This is a genomic window from Antarctobacter aquimaris, from assembly GCF_900184945.1.
Classification (GTDB): Bacteria; Pseudomonadota; Alphaproteobacteria; order Rhodobacterales; family Rhodobacteraceae; genus Maliponia; species Maliponia aquimaris.
This window is the reverse complement of sequence record NZ_FXYF01000003.1, coordinates 300635-318701: the sequence shown is the minus strand read 5'-3', so window position 1 is coordinate 318701 and position 18067 is coordinate 300635. Positions and strand designations below refer to the sequence as shown.

At 66.8% G+C, this 18067-nt stretch carries 16 protein-coding genes and 4 pseudogenes; 9 read left to right on the top strand and 11 right to left on the bottom strand.

The window, feature by feature from the left end:
* Nucleotides 1–27 precede the first annotated feature (27 nt).
* The 3 genes from MAA8898_RS07165 to MAA8898_RS07155 all read left to right on the top strand — a co-directional run bounded on the left by MAA8898_RS07165 (nucleotide 28) and on the right by MAA8898_RS07155 (nucleotide 1749).
* Nucleotides 28–504, top strand: coding sequence for a hypothetical protein (locus tag MAA8898_RS07165; RefSeq protein WP_141194813.1), 477 nt, complete (start codon nucleotides 28–30; stop codon nucleotides 502–504).
* A gap of 242 nt (nucleotides 505–746) precedes the next feature.
* Nucleotides 747–1358: a DUF1036 domain-containing protein gene (locus MAA8898_RS27270; protein ID WP_094020303.1), complete on the top strand. Its 612-nt coding sequence runs from the start codon at nucleotides 747–749 to the stop codon at nucleotides 1356–1358.
* Nucleotides 1359–1542: 184 nt separating this feature from the next.
* Nucleotides 1543–1749, top strand: a complete 207-nt coding sequence (locus MAA8898_RS07155) for a cold-shock protein (protein ID WP_094020302.1) — start codon at nucleotides 1543–1545, stop codon at nucleotides 1747–1749.
* Nucleotides 1750–1780: 31 nt separating this feature from the next.
* On the opposite strand, the gene MAA8898_RS07150 is transcribed toward MAA8898_RS07155, so the two are convergent.
* Nucleotides 1781–2167, bottom strand: coding sequence for an acyl-CoA thioesterase (locus tag MAA8898_RS07150; RefSeq protein ID WP_094020301.1), 387 nt, complete (start codon nucleotides 2165–2167; stop codon nucleotides 1781–1783).
* Nucleotides 2168–2230: 63 nt separating this feature from the next.
* Nucleotides 2231–2923, bottom strand: a complete 693-nt coding sequence (locus MAA8898_RS07145; protein ID WP_094020300.1) for a hypothetical protein — start codon at nucleotides 2921–2923, stop codon at nucleotides 2231–2233.
* A 134-nt stretch (nucleotides 2924–3057) separates the two neighbouring features.
* On the opposite strand from MAA8898_RS07145, the gene MAA8898_RS07140 reads away from it, so the two are divergent.
* On the top strand, nucleotides 3058–3492 hold the full coding sequence (locus MAA8898_RS07140; RefSeq protein WP_094020299.1) for an RbsD/FucU family protein: 435 nt from the start codon (nucleotides 3058–3060) through the stop codon (nucleotides 3490–3492).
* Nucleotides 3493–3956: 464 nt separating this feature from the next.
* On the opposite strand, the gene MAA8898_RS26175 is transcribed toward MAA8898_RS07140, so the two are convergent.
* From MAA8898_RS26175 to MAA8898_RS07105, 8 genes and pseudogenes are all read right to left on the bottom strand, one after another.
* The gene (locus tag MAA8898_RS26175; RefSeq protein WP_176445091.1) at nucleotides 3957–4124 is read right to left on the bottom strand and encodes a hypothetical protein; all 168 of its coding nucleotides are present in this window, start codon (nucleotides 4122–4124) and stop codon (nucleotides 3957–3959) included.
* A gap of 42 nt (nucleotides 4125–4166) precedes the next feature.
* The gene (locus tag MAA8898_RS07135) at nucleotides 4167–4355 is read right to left on the bottom strand and encodes a hypothetical protein (RefSeq protein WP_176445090.1); all 189 of its coding nucleotides are present in this window, start codon (nucleotides 4353–4355) and stop codon (nucleotides 4167–4169) included.
* 65 nt (nucleotides 4356–4420) lie between these two features.
* On the bottom strand, nucleotides 4421–5008 hold the full coding sequence (locus MAA8898_RS07130) for a hypothetical protein (RefSeq protein WP_094020297.1): 588 nt from the start codon (nucleotides 5006–5008) through the stop codon (nucleotides 4421–4423).
* Nucleotides 5009–5180: 172 nt separating this feature from the next.
* A pseudogene (locus MAA8898_RS07125) lies at nucleotides 5181–6520 on the bottom strand (urease subunit alpha).
* Nucleotides 6521–7031: 511 nt separating this feature from the next.
* A complete protein-coding gene (locus tag MAA8898_RS07120) occupies nucleotides 7032–7427 on the bottom strand; it encodes a carboxymuconolactone decarboxylase family protein (RefSeq protein ID WP_094020296.1) in 396 nt (131 codons plus the stop codon).
* Nucleotides 7427–8242: a cyclase family protein gene (locus MAA8898_RS07115; protein ID WP_094020295.1), complete on the bottom strand. Its 816-nt coding sequence runs from the start codon at nucleotides 8240–8242 to the stop codon at nucleotides 7427–7429. Before MAA8898_RS07115 ends, MAA8898_RS07120 begins: the two co-directional genes overlap by 1 nt.
* 50 nt (nucleotides 8243–8292) lie before the next feature.
* Nucleotides 8293–8609 (bottom strand): annotated as a pseudogene (ureB, locus tag MAA8898_RS07110) (urease subunit beta).
* Nucleotides 8610–8778: 169 nt separating this feature from the next.
* Nucleotides 8779–8964: pseudogene (locus tag MAA8898_RS07105) on the bottom strand (urease subunit gamma); the annotation flags it as partial.
* Nucleotides 8965–9688: 724 nt separating this feature from the next.
* Here MAA8898_RS07105 and MAA8898_RS07100 point away from each other — a divergent pair.
* The 5 genes and pseudogenes from MAA8898_RS07100 to MAA8898_RS07080 form a co-directional block, all read left to right on the top strand.
* Nucleotides 9689–10906 (top strand): annotated as a pseudogene (locus MAA8898_RS07100) (transporter substrate-binding protein); the annotation flags it as partial.
* Nucleotides 10907–11353: 447 nt separating this feature from the next.
* Nucleotides 11354–12817: a methyl-accepting chemotaxis protein gene (locus tag MAA8898_RS07095; RefSeq protein ID WP_094020293.1), complete on the top strand. Its 1464-nt coding sequence runs from the start codon at nucleotides 11354–11356 to the stop codon at nucleotides 12815–12817.
* 341 nt (nucleotides 12818–13158) lie between these two features.
* Nucleotides 13159–15588, top strand: a complete 2430-nt coding sequence (locus tag MAA8898_RS07090; protein ID WP_094020292.1) for an FAD-dependent oxidoreductase — start codon at nucleotides 13159–13161, stop codon at nucleotides 15586–15588.
* Between the two features lie 80 nt (nucleotides 15589–15668).
* Entirely contained in the window at nucleotides 15669–16145 is a 477-nt protein-coding gene (locus MAA8898_RS07085) for a DUF411 domain-containing protein (RefSeq protein WP_094020291.1), read from the top strand.
* 104 nt (nucleotides 16146–16249) lie between these two features.
* Nucleotides 16250–17212, top strand: coding sequence for an aldo/keto reductase (locus MAA8898_RS07080; RefSeq protein WP_094020290.1), 963 nt, complete (start codon nucleotides 16250–16252; stop codon nucleotides 17210–17212).
* Between the two features lie 3 nt (nucleotides 17213–17215).
* On the opposite strand, the gene MAA8898_RS07075 is transcribed toward MAA8898_RS07080, so the two are convergent.
* Nucleotides 17216–18034 (bottom strand): metallophosphoesterase, encoded by an 819-nt coding sequence (locus tag MAA8898_RS07075; RefSeq protein WP_094020289.1) that lies wholly within the window; start codon nucleotides 18032–18034, stop codon nucleotides 17216–17218.
* Between the last annotated feature and the right edge of the window lie 33 nt (nucleotides 18035–18067).

Genomic DNA, 18067 nt, shown 5'->3' with positions numbered 1-18067 from the left:
GCGGGGGCGCTTGCTTAGGAGAAAGTCATGTATTCCAGCCGTTTTTCCGCCCTTTTGGCGTCTCTTGTTGTCTTTGCCAGTCCCACCCTTGCCGAAACTGTCTCTGCCAAGGGGGTCGGCCACGGCGCGTCCTCCACCCAGGCGATGCCGGTGTCGGAAGGCCTCGTGGCCGTCCACGTCTCCACGATGTACAAACATTTCGAAACCGAGAACCCGAACAACCCCTTCGCCGCGGCCACCGGCCCCTGTTTCGGGGCGATCCTGATCGACAAGGGGGCCGTGTCGGGTGACGGCCTGTGCCACTACACCGACGGCGACGGCGACGTGGCCGTGATCCGGTGGACCGCCAAGGGCCTGAGCGCCGAGGGCCGCACCCAGGGCGAATGGATGGTCAAGGGCGGTACCGGGAAATGGGCCAGCATCACCGGCGGCGGCACCTTCGACGCCGGAGGCCAGGGCGACGACTACACCAACGTCGTCGACGGCGAGTTGACACTGAACTGATCGCCCATGCGGCGGGGTCCGATGAGCCCCCGCCGCAGCCCCTTCAGCCCATGTTTCGACCCGGTGCACCTGGACGCCGCGCCCCCTGCATTGCGCCCATCGAGATGACCCGCGCCTGGCGCATGTGCGCCGTCGTTCCGCGACCTCTTGCACCGCACTTCTGCCGCGCCGCGCAAAGCCAATCATGAAGAGGACGCTGCCACCTCGGATATCCTGACGGCAGCGGGCAGGCATCTCCGCCAATTTGCCCCGGTTCGGCTCACTCCTGGCCGACGCCCCGGACGGGGCAGCGGGGACAGCACGCCCGCGAGATCGCGGTCGGACCCGCGCCCGGCAAACCGTGTGAGCGAGGTTGCCCCAGTCTGCGGAGTTACAAGGACAAATCGACCAAGGGATTTCCGTGGGACCGCATTCTCAAGCTGGCGTTCTGCCTCCTTCTGGCGGTCGGAAGCCTCCCGAACCGCGCACACAGCCAGTCCTCCGGGGGCAACTGGTTCTCGGTCGTCTTCCTGAACGCCTGCAACAAGCGCATCCAGACCGCGGTCCACTATCGCGATTTCCAGGGCAACTGGGTGACCAACGGGTGGTGGACGCTGGAACCGGGCCAGACGGCGCTGGTCGGGCACACCACGAACCGGATCTGCTACATGTATGCCGAAAGCATCGGCCCGGTCTTTGGAACCGCCGGGCGCGTTTCGACCATATCCGCGGGTCGTCCAATACCTACGGTTGCACGAGCGCACCATGAACATGAGCAACTGGGGCAGCTGGATGGAACGGTTCACCTGCAACTGATCCCGGGCTGTCGGCCGCCGGAAAATGGCACCCGGGAACCGTGCATCGGTCAGCCTTGATGCACGGCTAAGGCCGCTGATCCCTCTTGCTCCGACTCGGCAAATCTGCGACAAATAAGCCCGCTAAGTTACCACTATCGCCTACTGTCTGCCTGTTTTCGGCGACAGAGCAACCGATACTGCTCTGACCGACGCCGGGCCGCTGCACTTCCGCGAGCGGCAAGAATGACAGGAGACGCACGGAATGGCCACCGGCACCGTGAAATGGTTCAACACCACCAAAGGCTACGGCTTCATCGCGCCCGAAGGCGGCGGCAAGGACATCTTTGTCCACATTTCCGCGGTCGAACGGTCTGGCCTGACCGGCCTCAAGGACAACCAGAAGGTCAGCTTCGAGCTGCGCACCGGCAAGGACGGCCGCGAAAGCGCGACCGACCTGCAACTGCTGTGATCGGCTTCGGGACCGGCCGCCGCGGCCGGTCTCATGCCTCTGGCGGCACCGCCCGCTTGTTTCCCGCCTCGTCGATCGCGACATAGGTAAAGACCGCTTCGGTCACCTTCTCGCGCTTGCCGATCCGTCCGCGCAGCGCCCAGGCTTCGACGCCGATCGCCATGGAGGTCCGCCCGACCTTCAGCAGCCGGGCATAGATGCACAGCACGTCGCCCACCTTGACCGGCCGGATGAATTTCATCGCATCCACCGCGATGGTCGCCACGCGCCCCTGTGCGCGCTGACCGGCGACGATGCCGCTGGCAATGTCCATCTGTGCCAGCACCCAGCCGCCAAAGATGTCGCCGTTCACGTTGACGTCCGCCGGCATCGCCAGCGTGCGCAGCGTCAGATCCCCCTTGGGGCCGTCGTCGTCCATGTGAATGCCTCCCTGCCGCCCGCAGCCTGTCCGATTTCCCGCCCGTTGACCAGCCTGCGAAGGTCAGCCCGGCGGCAGGCAGACCCCCTCGTATCCGCGCCCGCCGGTGCGGGTCCAGCGCGATGGCCGGTCCGGCGTGCGGCAGGCGACCACCGTCAAGCCGCCGGGATTGGCGGGCAGCGAGGCCAGCCGCGCCTCGCCGGGGTCGAACGACGCGGACTGGCCGGGGGCCAGCGTCATCGACTGCACGCAGGGCGCCGGGTTGACCTCGTTCGGCAGGCAGAGGCCGACCGTGATGGGGAAATCGCAGATGTTGGTCACGCTGCGCGGCTGGACCTGGCCCAGCATCCCCTTGGTGCAGCCATTGACGTCCGCCCGCAGCGAGGCCGGCTGGTACATGCCCGTGGCCCAGTCCAGGAACGGCGGAACCGTCACCGCCGCCACCAGTGCGGCCAGGATGCCAGCCCAGATCGGCACGCGCCTTGCCTGGTCCTTGCGCTCGAACAGGGTCAGCACCAGCAGCGCCACCCAGAGCCCGATGAAGATCGCGCCGCCGGTGAGGTCCTTCAGGATCGGGATCCCGCTCCAGGCGCGCAGGACGAGGTCCAGCGCGGGCGGCCCGGCATAGGCCCCGACGACGAAGACCACCAGCAAGCCCAGACCCGGCAGGCGGCCGCCGCGCCGCCTGACGATCAGCCGGACCAGCAGCGCCACCACGACCCCCGCCAGGATCGACCCGTCCTCAACCTCTGGCATGCCGCCCCCTGTACCTGTCACATGCGCCAGACTTGACGCATATCCCCCCGCGCCGCAATGAGGCCGCCTGTCTTCGCTCTTGCGCGGGACGGCGCGCAGGTCTTTCATGGTCCGGAAAACCGGAGGTTTCCAATATGCTGCGCAACATCCCCGCCATCCTGTCGCCCGATATCCTGCACACCCTGCGCGCCATGGGTCATGGCGACGAACTGGTGATCGCGGACGCCAATTTTCCTGCCTACTCAATGGGATGCGAGGTCATGCGCCTGGACGGTATCAGCGCGACAAAGGTGCTGGAGGCGGTGCTGACGCTGATGCCGCTGGACAGCTTTGTCCCCGACCCGGCGCACACCATGCAGGTCGTCGGCGACGCCGAGGCCGTGCCAGAGATCGTCAAGGAATTCCAAGGAATTATCGACCGGACCGCCGACCACCCCGCGCCCATCGCAACGCTGGAACGCTTTGCCTTCTATGAGCGGGCCAAGACCTGCTTTGCCGTCATTCAGACCGGGGAATCAAGGCTTTATGGCAACATCATCGTCAAGAAGGGGGTTATTCCGCCAAAGTGACCCGGCGGGTACGGGAAACATGACTGTCTGAAACTCCGTCCATGTCCCATCTTTGGAAGCACAGAAGGAGACACAAGATGACCAAGCACAGCCAACCCGCCCCCACCGCCCCCAAGACCCCGGTCCCCGGCACCGCCAACAAGCCCGCAACCTACCGCTTCACCGACTGGGCGGCCTTCTGATCCGCCCGTCGGCTTTCTGAAAAGACGCGTCTTTCCCGGCACTTGACAGACCCGCCGGGGCAACCGCACCCACCTCCCCTGGCCAGAGCGCGCCGGCCAGCGGCAGGTTAGACATACAGTCCCGCCCCGCCCATTGAGGCGCACACCCGGGACACGGCCCGCACGCCCCTAAAGCTCGGCAATCTCGCGGATCTGCGTCAGGACCCCGTCCGCGCCCTCGCCGTGCCGCAGCGCAGTAAAAACAAAGGCCGCGCCCTGCCGGTTCGCCTCGCACATACGTTCTCAGGCGGGCTGCGAGGCCCGCGCCAGTGCATCCAGCGCGGCATCCGGCCTCTCGCCGCGCCAGGCCAGCCCGAGCCACAGTGCATCAGCCTTGCCTGCCCCCTGCTCCAGCACATCGCGCAGCCAGTCCTCCAGCATCGGCGCAATCACCGGGTCGCGGCGGATCACCAGCAGCCCGTCGCCGACCTGGCAGGGGGGCGATGTGCCAGGTCAGCCGGGCGAGGCTGTCCCCTCGCACCTCTGCCGCACGGCCTCGATCGCCTCCCGGCGGCCGCCCGTCAGGACCTGCGCCCCCACTTCCAGCGCGGTCGTCTGTTCCAGGTCGACGACAAAGGCCAGCCCGCCCGCCGCCACCAGCCGCCTGCGCCACAGTAAACGCGCCTCGTCATCTAGCACCACGACATCGGCCACCGCGCCGGACCGGTGGCCTGCCGTGTCGAATCGTTACGCCCCAAGACGTTCGCTCACTCGACAACCTCCATGTTGGTATAGCTGTAGCGGTTCGGCCCGTCCGAGCTGTCGCTGCCCGCGTAGTACGAGAACTGGAGCGCCGGCAGGTAATAGAGGATGTCCACCAGGGCCTCGTCACCCGGATCATAGCGGATCTGGATCTCGACCATCTCGTATTCGCAGGCGCCGAAGTTGATCAGGCCGCCGGGGCCGAAGTCGTAGGTCTGGCGCTCGGGGTTGAGATCGTTGCCATTGCTGATGACGATGTCATAGACCACCTGCCCGCCCGGCGACGGCAGCGCCAGATCCTCGGCCCGGCCGGGAAAGGCATAGGTGGTGCGGGTGGCCAGATCGGGTTTGCCGTCGACCATGTCGACCAGTTCCACCAGATAGATCCCCTGCGCCAGCATCGTGCGCGAGACGGCACCGTCGGCGGTGGTGTAGGTCGCCTCGATCATCGCGGGTCCGACACGGCGGTAGACCTCGGTGTCGACACCATCGACGGTAAAGCGGATGCCCTTGTCGAGGTCGGCGAGGGTGGGACAGGCAAAGGCCACCGGGGCGGGCATCGCGAGGCAGGTGGCCACGGCAAGGATACGCATTCTTCTCTCCTGGTCGAAAGCGACCGGTTTGTTCGGTTGAGGGGCAGTCCGGTCGGCTTTCGGCGCCGGACGGGCAAGGCAGGCGGGTAACACGTCGGATGCCTTCATGTTGCGCGAGACCCTGTTTCAATACAAGGCGCCCGGCATGTGCCCGACCTGTCCCCGATCGGGGTCAGAACGGGAAAAAGCGTTGCGCCATGGGCCGTTCGGTGGCCGGTTTGCAGGTCGACAGTTCGCGGTCGCCGCGCATCTCGTGGGTTTCCGGGTTCTCCTCCACCTGCGGCATGGCATCGTTCAGGATCAGGTCCTTCTTGCCGATGCCGGGGGTGTTGCGGACCGCCTGCGTGTTCTTGGCCGGGCCCGGCGCCTTTCCGATGCCCTCGGCCTGCGCGGCCTCGGACACGAAGACCACGGCCGAGCGTTCCACGCCGCGCCCGCAGGCGCCCCACATCGGCCGGGTGTGGACCGGCTGCGGCGTCGGGATCGAGGCATTGGGATCGCCCATGAGCGCGCAGACGATGGTGCCGCCGATCAGCACCATGTCCGGCTTCACGCCAAAGAAGGCCGGGTCCCACAGCACCAGGCCGAAACGTTTGCCCACCTCTATGCTGCCGATTTCATGCGCAGGGGCATGGGCGATGGCCGGGTTGATGGTGTATTTCGCCACGTCGCGCCGCCCGCGCCCTCGGTGTGAAAGGCGTGGATGCTGCGACCCTTCATGGCCTTCACCGAGTTCTCGACAAAGCCACTTTCGTTCAACGTATCGGTGTGGATCATCACCTGCACGTCCATCGCATCCGCCACAGAGAGGCGGCAGTCGATGGCCCCCGGCGTTGTGCCCCAATCCTCATGCAGTTTCAGCGCGCAGGCCCCGGCAATCACCTGTTCCTCCAGCGCAGCGGGCAGCGAGGCATTGCCCTTGCCCGCAAAGGCAAGGTTCATCGGAAAGGCATCCGCCGCCTGCAACATCCGCCCGATGTGCCATGGCCCCGGCGTGCAGGTGGTGGCCAAGGTGCCATGCGCGGGCACGGTGCCGCCCCCCAGCATGGTGGTCAGGCCGGAATGCAGCGCGTCCTCGATCTGCTGCGGGCAGATGTAGTGGATGCGGCTGTCAACGCCCCCGGCGGTCAGGATCCTGCCCTCATCGGCGATAGCCTCGGTCCCCAGGCCGACGATGATGTCTTCACCGGGCTGAGTGTCGGGGTTGCCAGCCTTGCCGATCTTGTGGATGCGGCCATCGCGCAGGCCCACGTCCGCCTTTCAGATGCCGGTATGGTCGAGGATCAGCGCGTTGGTGATGACGGTGTCCACCGCGCCCCCGGCCCGCGTGGTCTGCGCCTGCCCCATGCCATCGCCGATCACCTTGCCGCCGCGGAATTTGACCTCTTCGCCGTAGGTCGTGAGGTCCTTTTCCACTTCGATGATCAGGTCGGTGTCGGCCAGACGCACGCGGTCGCCGGTGGTGGGGCCGAACATCGCGGCATAGTCGGAGCGTTTGATCTTTGCGGGCATGGCGCCCTCTCGACACATTTCAGATTGTTACGCTGTCCGGCACTTCGTCGTTCGGACGAGGTGCAAGTTATTGGAGCTCCTTGCTTTTCTAAAACACAAAAAACGTGAAGCTCCGGTTAAGCTCCTGAAATATATACAAGAAAAATTTCAAATATCATCAAATATATTTACCTAGAGCTTTGAGATTTCACGTGAGGCAACTGATTTTCAGTTAGTGGGTCAATAGAGATAAAAATTTAACAACATGCAGATTTAGAAAAGCGCCTTTAATTTGAGCTCGCCAAAACAAAGCTGAAAGCACCCCAATGTCGACCACCGCCTTCTGGCTCCAGGCCATCGCCTACACGGTTTTCATATTGACCATCCTCGGCCAATGGCGTGGCTGGTGGTAAGTAAGGCCCGGCCCGGCGGCACACCGGCCCCCCCCCCCGACCACCCCCCCCGGGGCGGGGGCTTCACTCCCAAGCCGCGGTCGGGGTCAGCCCGGCTCTGTCGTGCTCATCACCGAACGTCACGCCTGAAAAGCCTCGTCCACCGGCACCTGCAAGGCGCTCGCCAGCGCGTTGGTCTGGTTCGCCATCCCGAGGACAGCCAGCAGTTCGCCGTACATCTCGGGCGTCATGCCCTTGGCCCGCGCGCTCGCGGTATGGGAATGGGCGCAATACTCGCAGCCGTTGCTGGCCGAGACGGCGATGTAGAGCATCTCCTTGACCAGTGGGTCCAGCGCGCCGGGCGCCATCACCACCTTCAGCCGCTCCCAGGTCGCCTTCAGCAGCGCCGGGTCATGCGCCAGCGCGCGCCAAAAATTGTTGACATAGTCGGTGCCCCGCACCGCGCGGATGTCGTCGAAGACGGCCAGCGCCTCGGCGCTGGCCTCCTCGTCGCTCAGAAGACGGACCGTCGCCATCAGACCATCGCAAAGATGCGCGCCGGACCACCCGAGCCGCGGCCGTGCTTCGGCGCGCCGACAATCAGCGTCGCCCCGGCGGCGGGCACGTTGCCCAGGTTGGCCAGGTTCTCGATGCCGTAGCGATTGGTCGGCAGCCAGGCGTAATGGGTCGCAAAGGTGGTCGAGTTGCCGGGGTCCAGCGACAGCGTGTCCACCGCGATCGCCACCGTGCCCGTCTCCTCGATCAGCATCTGCGCCGCCTCGACGTGGAAGCCCGGGAAATGCATCACCCCTGCGGCGTCGGCGTTGCGAAAGCCATCGGTGGCCACCTTGGCGGCCCAGCCCGAATCCATCGCCACGCAGGCCCCTGCCGGGATCTCGCCATGCGCCGCGATCCAGGCCTTGATGTCGTCCGGCGTCACCATGGCGTCCGGATCCTCGGCCGCGCGGGCGGCGATGTCGATCTTGACCAGCGGGCAGACGAGGTTTTCGACCGGGATCTCGTCCACCGACTGGCCGTCCGCCGAAAAGTGCAGCGGCGCGTCGACATGGGTGCCGGTGTGTTCGTTCACGGTCAGGCTGTAGAGGTTGAACCCGTCCTTGGCGAAATCGAAGCCCTTGTCATAGGAGATCCCCGGCGCGCCGAAATAGGTCGGAAAGGTCTCGTCATAGGTGTGGGTCATGTCCCGCACCCCGCCATGCGCGGCGGCAAAGGCCGGCGACGCTCCCGCGCCCAGCATGGCGCCCGCGCCCGCGACGGCGCCCGCCTTGAAGAAGGACCGCCGCGACAGCATCCTGTCCTTGACGGCATTCATCACGCATACATCACACATGGTCTGGGTCTCCCTGTTTGGTCCCGTTCGTGTGACCACTCTCTGCCGACTCAGGGGGCTCCGTCCAGCGCGCCCGTCACGTGCTGATTGAATTCGTAGATCCTTGTCGCGCAGGAGACCGGCACCAGACACACTTCGCGCGCCTGCCCCGGCTCGAACCGCCCCGCCGTTCCCGCCGCGATGTCCAGCCGCCAGCCGCGCGCCGCCGCGTGGTCAAAGTCCGGTACCGGGGTCGCCTCGGCGAAATGGCAGGGCGAGCCGACCTGCATCGGCCGGTCGCCGGTGCTGGACTCCTTCAGGGAACCGTCCCGCGCGCCGCGTTCAGGGTCGTTATGCCCTCGGCAGGAAAGACCTCGCCAGGGATCATCTGCGGCACCAGGACACCAGGGCGGCCACGACCAGCAATGCCCCGGCCGCCAGCGCCAGCCAGACTTCGGCGCCTTGCGGGTGCATGAGTCCATGACCGCCCCCGGTGCGATCAACTTTCTATTCCCTGTTTCCTTGGGGTCTTCTTGGAAAACAGTCAAAAGTCACCGGACCGGGCTGTCCACCTGCATCAGGTCGGCGACGGAGCGGCCTTCGCGCGCCCGCGACCACCGCATCGGTGATCAGCGCAATCGCCTCGGGGTAGTTCAGCTCACGCCGCGGGCCAGCCGCTTCCGCGCCACCTTGGCGGCCATCGTGACCAACAGCGTGTCCCTTTCGTGCGGGGTCAGTTGCATGTCGTCCAAGTCTCCTGGAAATCGGCAGGGTGGCCCGGCCGAGCCGGTCGGGAACCGGCAGCAGGCTGCGCCGCAGGACCATGCGGTCAGGCGGGTGTCGCCCCGCGCCACGTCCAGCGCAGCGCGATAAATTCGCTCGGCCGCCTGCCTGGTCAGCGTCAGGAGCACCCCCGCCCCGGCGCGGCACCGGAACAGCGCCCGCGGGCGGCCGGACCTGCGCAGACGCTCGATCGCCCAGACCGGTCTCCGGGCCTGGGTGCTCAGGATCAGCGAAACGCGCCTGCGCTGCATGGCCACCCCAGCCATGGCGGCATCCAGGGTCCTCGATGCCTCGTTCATCCGCAAAGGGCGTGTCATTGTCTGTCCGAAGATCAACCTGCGGCCGATACCGGCACCCTGTTCACGCAACGGCAACTGGAAGGCTGCACATCAGCCCCACAAACCGGGACCGCATGCCCGAAAAACGACCAGGACCCGCCGATACCGCCCAAACAGTCACCAAATCGCCGCAGTCCAACAGCTAAACCGCCGCGGGATTGACCACGGGCAGTTGCGCCAGATGGTTCGGGGCGCCCGCTGCCACGATTTCGGAGAAGGCGCGTATGGCGACCCGATTGGGTCGCAGATCGTTCCGGCCGCCACACTGGATGCAACATGACCCTGCGGACAAGGGCGCCAGGCGGAGGGATGTTCCGCACCAAGGGACACAAGCGGGGAGACAGGAGTGAATCGTGTCACCAAACTGCTGTCCGGCGCCGCCGCGCTGGCGATCATCGCAAGCGGCGCCAGCGCCCAGGATTGCCCCATCAAGGTCGGTGTCCTGCACTCGCTGTCCGGAACGATGGCCATCTCGGACACGACGCTCGAGAACCCCATGCTGATGCAGGTGGTCGACCCGGCTTCCGACTGGCCCCCGTTTGCCGAATAGGCGCGCAACCTGCTGACCGCGCACAACGGCGACGTGATGTTCGGCAACTGGGCCTCGGTGTCGCGCAAGTCCGTGCTGCCGGTCATCAAGGAACTGAACGGCCTGCTTTTCTACCCGGCACAGGGCGAAGGCGGGGTATCGTCCAGGAACGTCTTCTACACCGGCGCCGCATAAAACCGGCAGGCGATCCCGGCCGTCGACGGCTTCCTCAAGAAACTGGGCGTCGAAAAGTACGCCCTGCTCGGAACCACTACGTCTACCCGCGCACCTTCAACAACACCCTCGAGAACGACCTGAAGTCCGAGGGCATTGCCGCCGGGGACATCTTTGTCAACGACACCCCTTCGGCCATTGCGACTGGGCGACCATCGTCGGTGACGTCAAGGCGCCGGGCGCTGACGGCAAGCAGGTCGGCGTGATCTCGACCATCAACGCCGACGCCAACATCGGCTTCTGCTAGGGGCTGGCAATTGCCGGCATCTCGGCCGACGACATCCCCGTCGCCTTCTCGGTGGGTGAGGAAGAGTGTTCGGGCCTCGACACCTCCAACCTCGTCGCCCATCTGGCCGCGTGAACCTACTACATGTCGGCCGACTCCGACGCCAATGCCGAGTTCATCAAGACCTGGCCCGCCTTCATCGGCGACGAGAAGCGCGTGACCACCGACACAATGGAAGCGCATTGCATAAGCTTCAACATGCGGGTGAACGCGGTCACCGCCGCCGGCACCACCGATGTCACGCCGTGCGGTCGGCGATGTGGGGCCAGGAGTTCCCGAACCTGACTGGCGGCACCGCCGTGACGGGCGTGATCCACCACCTGTCCAAGCCGGTGCTGATCGGCCAGATCCGCGCCCACGGCCAGTTCGGCATCATCTCATCGACCGATCCGGTCCCGGGCGACGCCTGGGCCGACTTCCTGCCGGAATCGGCGGTGCTCGAGTCCAACTGGAAAGACCTCCAGTGCGGCATGTACAACACGCAGACCGCGACCTGCGTGCTGATCAAGTCGAACGGCGGCGTGCGCCGCGTCAACGCCGAGTCGCTGGTCCGTATCCAGCTCTCCGACCCCGATCTGGCCCACCGCGCCGCAGGAGTGAACGCCATCGCCCGCGGTCTCGACCCCAGCCAGATCGACCCCTTGGCCGAGTCCATCGCCGATGAGCCCGACGCCGCGCTCAAGCGCCGCAAGGACCGCCTGCAGAACTGCCTCGCCGCCCGCTTCGGCGCGCTGGAACGCGGGCGGGTGATCCACAACGCCGCCAAGGCCGAAACGCCGCGCGGCGTGCTGCGGCGCAAGGTGTCTGTCTGATCCACGCGGCGGGCTTGTCCCCGCAAAGTCGACAAATCGAAACAATCCCGCCGGAACGACCGTCGCGACAACGTGATCCCGTGGAGGGTTCTTAACACATCGTCCCTCTAATGCCCGCCAACGACCTTCGCTCGACGACGGAGCCTCCGGATGACCGACACACTCTCCAAGAAACTCGCGCACTTCCACCTGGATGGCGAGAATGCGGCCCTGCTGCGCGAAGTGGGCAGCCTGCTGATCCCCGAACTGGACGCCATCCTGACGGCGTTCTACGTCCGGGCCAACGCCAACCCCGATACGGCCAGCTTCTTCGCCGACACCGACCGGATGGACTTTGCCCGCAACGCACAGAAAAAGCACTGGCAGCGCCTGCTGTCGGCCAATTTCGACGCGGACTACATCGCTTCGGTCGACCGGATCGGGCGCACCCATGCCCGCATCGACCTGCCGCTTGATGCCTACATGTCTGCGTACACGCTGGCCACCTCGGACCTGATCGCCGCGCTGGTCAAACGCCTGCCCTGGCGCAAGCGCGGGCGGCTTCCGCAGCTGGTTGGCGTGCTGACGCGCGCCTTTGCGCTGGATATCGAACGGGTGGTGGAAACCTGCTTCCGCATCCAGGCGGAGGAACGCACCGCCGCCTTCACGCACCTGAGCACGGCCATCGAGCGGCTGGCCGAAGGCGACCTGACCCATGTCATCCCCGGCCCCGACGACAGCGATTATCCCCGCCGCTACGATGACTTGCGGCTGAAGCTGAACCGCGCAACCGCCAACCTGCGCGGCACCATGTCGACGGTTGCCGGCACCATCGAGAACCTGGTCAGGATCATCGCCGAGGTGTCCTCGGCCGCCGACGACCTTTCGCACAGGACCACAAACCAGGCCGCCTCGCTGGAAGAGACCGCCGCCGCCGTCCAGGAACTGGCGGAAAACGTGGCCAGTTCCGCAGGCAACACCGCCGAGGCCAACAGCGTCGCCGCCGCCGCCGCGCAGACCGCCACGCAGGGCGCACGCACCGTCGAAGAGGCGTCGGGCGCCATGTCGCGGATCCGCAGCGCTTCGGACCAGATCACGCGCATCATCGGGCTGATCGACGACATCGCCTTTCAGACCAACCTGCTGGCGCTCAACGCCGGGGTCGAGGCCGCCCGCGCCGGTGCCGCCGGGCGCGGCTTTGCCGTGGTCGCCGAAGAGGTGCGGGTGCTGGCGGGCAATGCCTCGGATGCCGCGCGCCAGATCAGCGACCTGGTCAGCAACAGCTCCAGGGAGGTCGCCACCGGCGTCGACCTGATCGACAACGCCGCGCGCAGCCTCAAGGCCATCGTGGAAAGCTTCGAACAGGTCTCGGGTCTTGCCTCGGCCATCGCCGCTGCCTCGGCCGAGCAGTCGACCGCCCTGTCCGAGGTCAACTCGGCGGTCAGCCAGATGGACAACGTCACCCAGCAGAACGCGGCCATGGTCGAACAGACCACCGCAGCCACCTCGATCATGCGCAAAAACGCGGCCGAGGTGAAAAGTGCCCTGGCCGGCCTGACGCTGAAGGCCCAGCCCGGGACCAGCGCATCGGCCACCACGTCGAATGCCGCGCCAAGGCGCAGCGCTGCCGCCTGACCTCACACGGCGTCGCCCTGCGCGGTGCTCCGGTCCGGGTCCCGCCCGTGCAGCACGAAGCCGCGCGACGCGCGCCTGCCCTGCGCGAAACAGCCCGCACGCAACAGGGGTGTTGCGCAGATTGCCCGCCCGCTGGCGCGGCGCGGCGGGATGAGCCGGGGCTGTCGCGTGCCGACAGGGTCCCCCTGCGGAACAACGCGTTTGAGGACATCGGCTGGCAAGCGGTGAAATGCGGCTGAAGGCTTTTGGAAGTCCGGTTTCCAAGACACGGAAACCGCAACCAGCCCCTTGCGATGCAACCCGGACTCCCCTCCCGATGGCCGCGCCAACAGGAGGCCCACATGAAAACGACCACTCGTGCCGTGGTGATCGGCGGCGGCATCGCCGGCTGTTCCACCCTCTACCACCTGACGCAGGAAGGCTGGACCGATGTCATGCTGCTCGAACGGGACGAGCTGACCTCGGGCACCACCTGGCATTCCGCCGCGCAGGTGACGAATTTCGGCATGACCCAGACGATGGTCGGACTGAAAAGCCACTCCATCGCGCTCTACAAGGAACTGGCCGAAGACCCCGACTACCCGATCACCTACCACCACGGCGACGGCGGCATCCGGCTGGCGAACACCGCCGCCCACATGGACGGCTACCGCCACTTTGCCTCGATGGCGCGCGGCATGGACGTGCATTTCGAGGTGATCGACGCCGCCGAATGCGCCCGCCGTCACCCGCTGATCTCGACCGACAACCTGATCGGCGGGCTCTGGGATCCGCTGGACGGCGATATCGACCCGGCGCAGCTGTGCCAGGCGCTGGCCCGCCGCGCCCGTCTCGCCGGGGCAGAGATCCACCGCAACACCCCCGTCACCGCCCTGCGCCAGCTGCCCGACGACAGCTGGATCGTGACCACGCCGCAGGGCGAGGTCCACGCCGAGGTGGTGGTCAACGCCTGCGGCTACCGGGTGAACGAGGTGGGTGCCATGATGGGCGTGCATCACCCGGTCATGTCGATGGAACACCAGTATTTCGTGACCGAGGAAATCCCGCAGATCGCGCAGGCGGGCCACCGCATGCCGCTGATCCGCTGCCCGATCTCGGACTACTACTGCCGGCAGGACAAGACCGGCCTGCTGATCGGGTTCTACGAGCAAGGCTGCAAGACCTGGGGCATGGACGGCATCGACCCCAAGTTCACCAACGCGCTCTGCCCCGACGACCTCGACCGCATCATGGACGTGCTCGAAGGCGCCTTTGCCCGGATGCCCGCCCTGCGCGAGGCCGGGATTCACACCATCGTCAACGGCCCGATCACCTACACCATCGACGGCGCGCCGCTGGTCGGCCCGATCCCGGGCAAGCGCAACGCCTTTTGCATCATCGGGTTGCGTGCCGGTCTGGGCGAGGGCGGCGGCCACGGCTGGCTGCTGGCGCAACAGATCGTGCACGGCGAGGCCTGTTATGACACCTGGGTGATCGATCCGCGCCGCTTTGGCCCGCATACGAATGTCGAACTGACCGCGCGCATGGCCATTCAGGACTACCAGAACGAGTTCCGCTTTCACTTTCCCAACGAACACCGCCCCGCCGGCCGCATGGCGCGCACGACGCCGCTGACCCCGGTCCTCCGGGCCGAGGGCGCGCATTTCACACCCATCAACGGCTGGGAACGGGCCGAGGTTTTTGCCCCCGCAGGCCTGCACGTCACCCCCAGCTTTCGCTTTGACGAGGCGCACGCGCTGGTCGGCCAAGAGGTGCAGGCGGTGCACACGGCAGTGGGGCTGGCCGAGGTCAACGGCTTCAACCGGCTGGAGATCACCGGCGCCGACCGTCATGCCTTTCTCGACCGTCTGTGCTGCGGCCGGGTCACGAAACGTGTGGGCCGGGTGGGCCTGGGCTACCTGCTGAACGACCACGGCATGATCAAGGCCGAGGCGACCTTTGCCAACCTGCCCGCCTCGGACCGGGGGCCGGCCCGGGTCTGGTACGGATCGGCGGCGGCCTCGGAACAACATGACCGTGACTGGCTGCTGATGCATCGGCGCCCCGGTGAGTACGTGCAGATCCGCAGCCTGACCGATGACATGACCATCCTTGTTCTGGCCGGTCCGCGCGCCCGCGCCGTGCTGTCCGAGGTCGCGCGCGGCGATTGGTCCGCGCAGGTCTTTCCGTGGCTGTCGGTGCGCGAATGTTTCGTGGGCTATGCCCCCGCCACGGTCCTTTCGGTCAGCTTTTCCGGCGAACTGGCCTACGAGATCCACGTGCCCACCCCCTCGCTCTACGCCGCCTACACCGCCCTGCGCGAGGCGGGCGCGGCGCATGGCCTGCGCCTGTTTGGCAGCCATGCGGTCGAGTCCATGCGGTTGGAAAAGAGCTTCCTGCACTGGAAGGCCGACCTCGTGACCGAGTTCACCCCGTTCGAGACCGGGCTGGATCGCTTCGTCGACCTGGCGAAAGAGTTCCACGGCAAGGCGGTGCTGCTGAACCGGCACGACGCGGGCCCGCGCAAGCGGCTTGTCACCCTGCGCCACGACGCGCCCGACCGCCGCGCCACGCCCGGCGCCTCGATGATGCTGGACGGCAAGGTGGTGGGCACCGTCACTTCGGGGGCCTACGGGTTCCGCACCGGGCTGAACCTTGCGCTGGGCTTCATCGATCCGGCGCTGGCCGCGCCCGGCACCGCGCTGCACCTCGACCTGCTGGGCGAGATGGTCACGGCCGAGGTCATCGCGCCCAGCCCCTATGACCCGCAGATGACGCGGCCCCGGGGATGAGTGCCGGCGCAGGCCCTTGACCTTCCCCCTGCGGGAACCCCTACTTCGGTGCAAAGCGCCAGGAAAAAGGACCAACAGCCATGCCGACGCCCCGCCTTGACCGCCGCCAGATCCTGCTCATGGCCGCCGCCGCAACGGCGCTGCCCGGGTCGCTGCACGCCGCCGGTGGCCCCGCCATCCATGTTGTGAAAGACCCCAATTGCGGCTGCTGCGGCGCCTGGATCGAGATCCTCCAGGCCGAAGGGTTCGAGGTCAGCATCGAACACGCCCGCCCCGATGAACTGGCCGGCTACAAGATGGCCAAGGGGATCCCGCCGGAAATGGCCTCGTGTCACACCGCGCAGATCCAGGACTACATGATCGAAGGTCACGTGCCCGTCGCCGACATCCGCCGCCTGCTGGACGAACGTCCCGAGGCGGTGGGCCTGTCGGTGCCGGGGATGCCCTTCGGTTCGCCCGGCATGGGACCGGAGTCGCAGCGCGAGGCCTACGACGTCCACCTGATCCGGCGCGACGGCAGCACGCAGGTCTTTTCCAGCTATCCCGCCGCCGCATGACCTTGCCCCGGACCGGCGCGCCCTTGCCTGCGCGCGCCGATCCGGGCACTGATGGGCGGACGACACGGGGCCGCCAGAGCCCGCCCAAACCCGGAGGATCCCCCATGCCCCGCTACGCCCTTGGCAAGACCGACCTCGAGGTGACCGAGCTTTGCTTTGGCGCTTCCGCGCTGGGCGACATGCCCTACACCTACGGCTATTCCGTCGACGAGGCCCGCGCCCGCGCCACCATCGAGGCGATCTTTGACGGCCCGGTGAACTTTCTCGACACCTCGCGCAACTACGGCTTTGGCCGCTCCGAGGAACGCATCGGACAGGTCATCAAGGCGCGCGGCGGCCTGCCCAAAGGGTTCGTGTTGTCCACCAAGCTGGACCGCGACATGGAGACCGGCCGCTTTGATGCCGCCCGCGTGCGCGCGTCCATCGAGGAAAGCCTGAGAGCGCTCAACCTCGAGTCCGTGCCGCTGCTGCACCTGCACGACCCCGAGCACGCCCGCGACCTGACCGAAATCACAGGCGAGGGCGGCGCGCTGGACGAACTGTTCAAGCTGAAGGAAGAAGGGCTGGCGCAGGCCGTGGGCCTCGCCATGGGGCGGCTTGACGTGATGGAGCCGATCCTGCGCGCCTATCCCTTCGACGCGCTGATCTCGCACAACCGGTTCACCCTGCTCAACCGCTCGGCCGAGGCGATGTTCGATTACGCCTATGACAACGACATCGCCGTGCTGAACGCCGCCCCCTTCGCCAGCGGCGTGCTGGCCAAGGGCAGCGCTGCCATGCCGCGCATCACCTACCAGGCGGCCGACGACGCGGCGCTGGCGCCCGTACGCGCGATCGAGGAGGTCTGCGCCCGCCACGGCGTGCCGACGGGCGTCGCGGCGCTGCAATTCTCGCTGCGCGATCCGCGCGTCACCTCCACCGTGGTCGGCGTGTCCAAACCCGAGCGCGTGCAGCAGACGCTGGACTGGGCGGCGATGAAGCTGCCGCAGGCTCTGTGGGACGACCTGTCCGCCCTGCCCTTTTCCGCCGAGGACCCGGAGGCCAGCCGCGTCTACAAGCCCGGCTGAGGCTCAGGCCTTTTCCACCCAGTCCTGCCAACTGCCACCGTGCCAGATCACCTCGCCCTCCCAGGCAAAGGGGATCTGGTGGATCACCACGTCCTCGCCCCGGATCAGCACCACGCGGTAGGACGGCTCCAGCGGCCCCATCCCCGACATCAACGAAGGAGACAGGTTCGGGATGGTCTGGTGCACGGTCGAGGTCACGCCGGAAAACGGGATGCCCGCCAGCGTGCCGCTCAGCGGCTCATGCACATGGCCAAAGAAGATATGCGCGATCCGGTCCCGGTTGGCGACCAGCAGCGCCCGCAACGGCGCCTGGTCGGCGTCGTTGAGCGACAAAAGGTCGGTCGCCGGGTCGCCCAGGTGCAGCACGTTGTGGTGGAAAAAGACAAAGGCGCGTTGCGTGCCCGCCAGCTGTTTGGCCAGCCAGGCGCGGCGCGGTTCGCAGAAATGCCCGGCGTGGGTCTCGGGCTGGATGGTGTCGCAATAGATGAACCGCCCCTCGGGCAGGTCCTCGGCATGCTGGATATGGCCGGCATCGTCGCGCGGATGGTCGGGGAAGGTGGCCAGGAACCCCTCGCGCGTGTCGTGGTTGCCCACCATCAGCCGCACCGGCACGGGCATCCCCTTCAGCGCCACCTTCAGCGCGGCATAGGCCTCCGGCTCGGCCCAATGGGTCAGGTCGCCGGTGATGATCAGCCGCGCGGCGTCCGCATGATGCCTCGCGATATGCGCCAGCGCCTGCGCCAGCCGCGGCGCCGGGTCGATCCCGTCGACCAGCTTTCCCGGCGCGGCAAGGTGGATATCGGACATGTGGATGAATTTCACGCGGCGCTCTCCCTGCCGAATCGCCCGCTCGCC

Excerpts from the sequence above, each read along its gene's own strand:
- MAA8898_RS07165 (WP_141194813.1), top strand. The coding sequence starts at position 28 with ATGTATTCCAGCCGTTTTTCCGCCCTTTTGGCGTCTCTTGTTGTCTTT.
- MAA8898_RS07155 (WP_094020302.1), top strand. The coding sequence starts at position 1,543 with ATGGCCACCGGCACCGTGAAATGGTTCAACACCACCAAAGGCTACGGC.
- MAA8898_RS07150 (WP_094020301.1), bottom strand. The coding sequence starts at position 2,167 with ATGGACGACGACGGCCCCAAGGGGGATCTGACGCTGCGCACGCTGGCG.
- MAA8898_RS07145 (WP_094020300.1), bottom strand. The coding sequence starts at position 2,923 with ATGCCAGAGGTTGAGGACGGGTCGATCCTGGCGGGGGTCGTGGTGGCG.
- MAA8898_RS07140 (WP_094020299.1), top strand. The coding sequence starts at position 3,058 with ATGCTGCGCAACATCCCCGCCATCCTGTCGCCCGATATCCTGCACACC.
- MAA8898_RS07130 (WP_094020297.1), bottom strand. The coding sequence starts at position 5,008 with ATGCGTATCCTTGCCGTGGCCACCTGCCTCGCGATGCCCGCCCCGGTG.
- MAA8898_RS07120 (WP_094020296.1), bottom strand. The coding sequence starts at position 7,427 with ATGGCGACGGTCCGTCTTCTGAGCGACGAGGAGGCCAGCGCCGAGGCG.
- MAA8898_RS07115 (WP_094020295.1), bottom strand. The coding sequence starts at position 8,242 with ATGTGTGATGTATGCGTGATGAATGCCGTCAAGGACAGGATGCTGTCG.
- MAA8898_RS07095 (WP_094020293.1), top strand. The coding sequence starts at position 11,354 with ATGACCGACACACTCTCCAAGAAACTCGCGCACTTCCACCTGGATGGC.
- MAA8898_RS07090 (WP_094020292.1), top strand. The coding sequence starts at position 13,159 with ATGAAAACGACCACTCGTGCCGTGGTGATCGGCGGCGGCATCGCCGGC.
- MAA8898_RS07085 (WP_094020291.1), top strand. The coding sequence starts at position 15,669 with ATGCCGACGCCCCGCCTTGACCGCCGCCAGATCCTGCTCATGGCCGCC.
- MAA8898_RS07080 (WP_094020290.1), top strand. The coding sequence starts at position 16,250 with ATGCCCCGCTACGCCCTTGGCAAGACCGACCTCGAGGTGACCGAGCTT.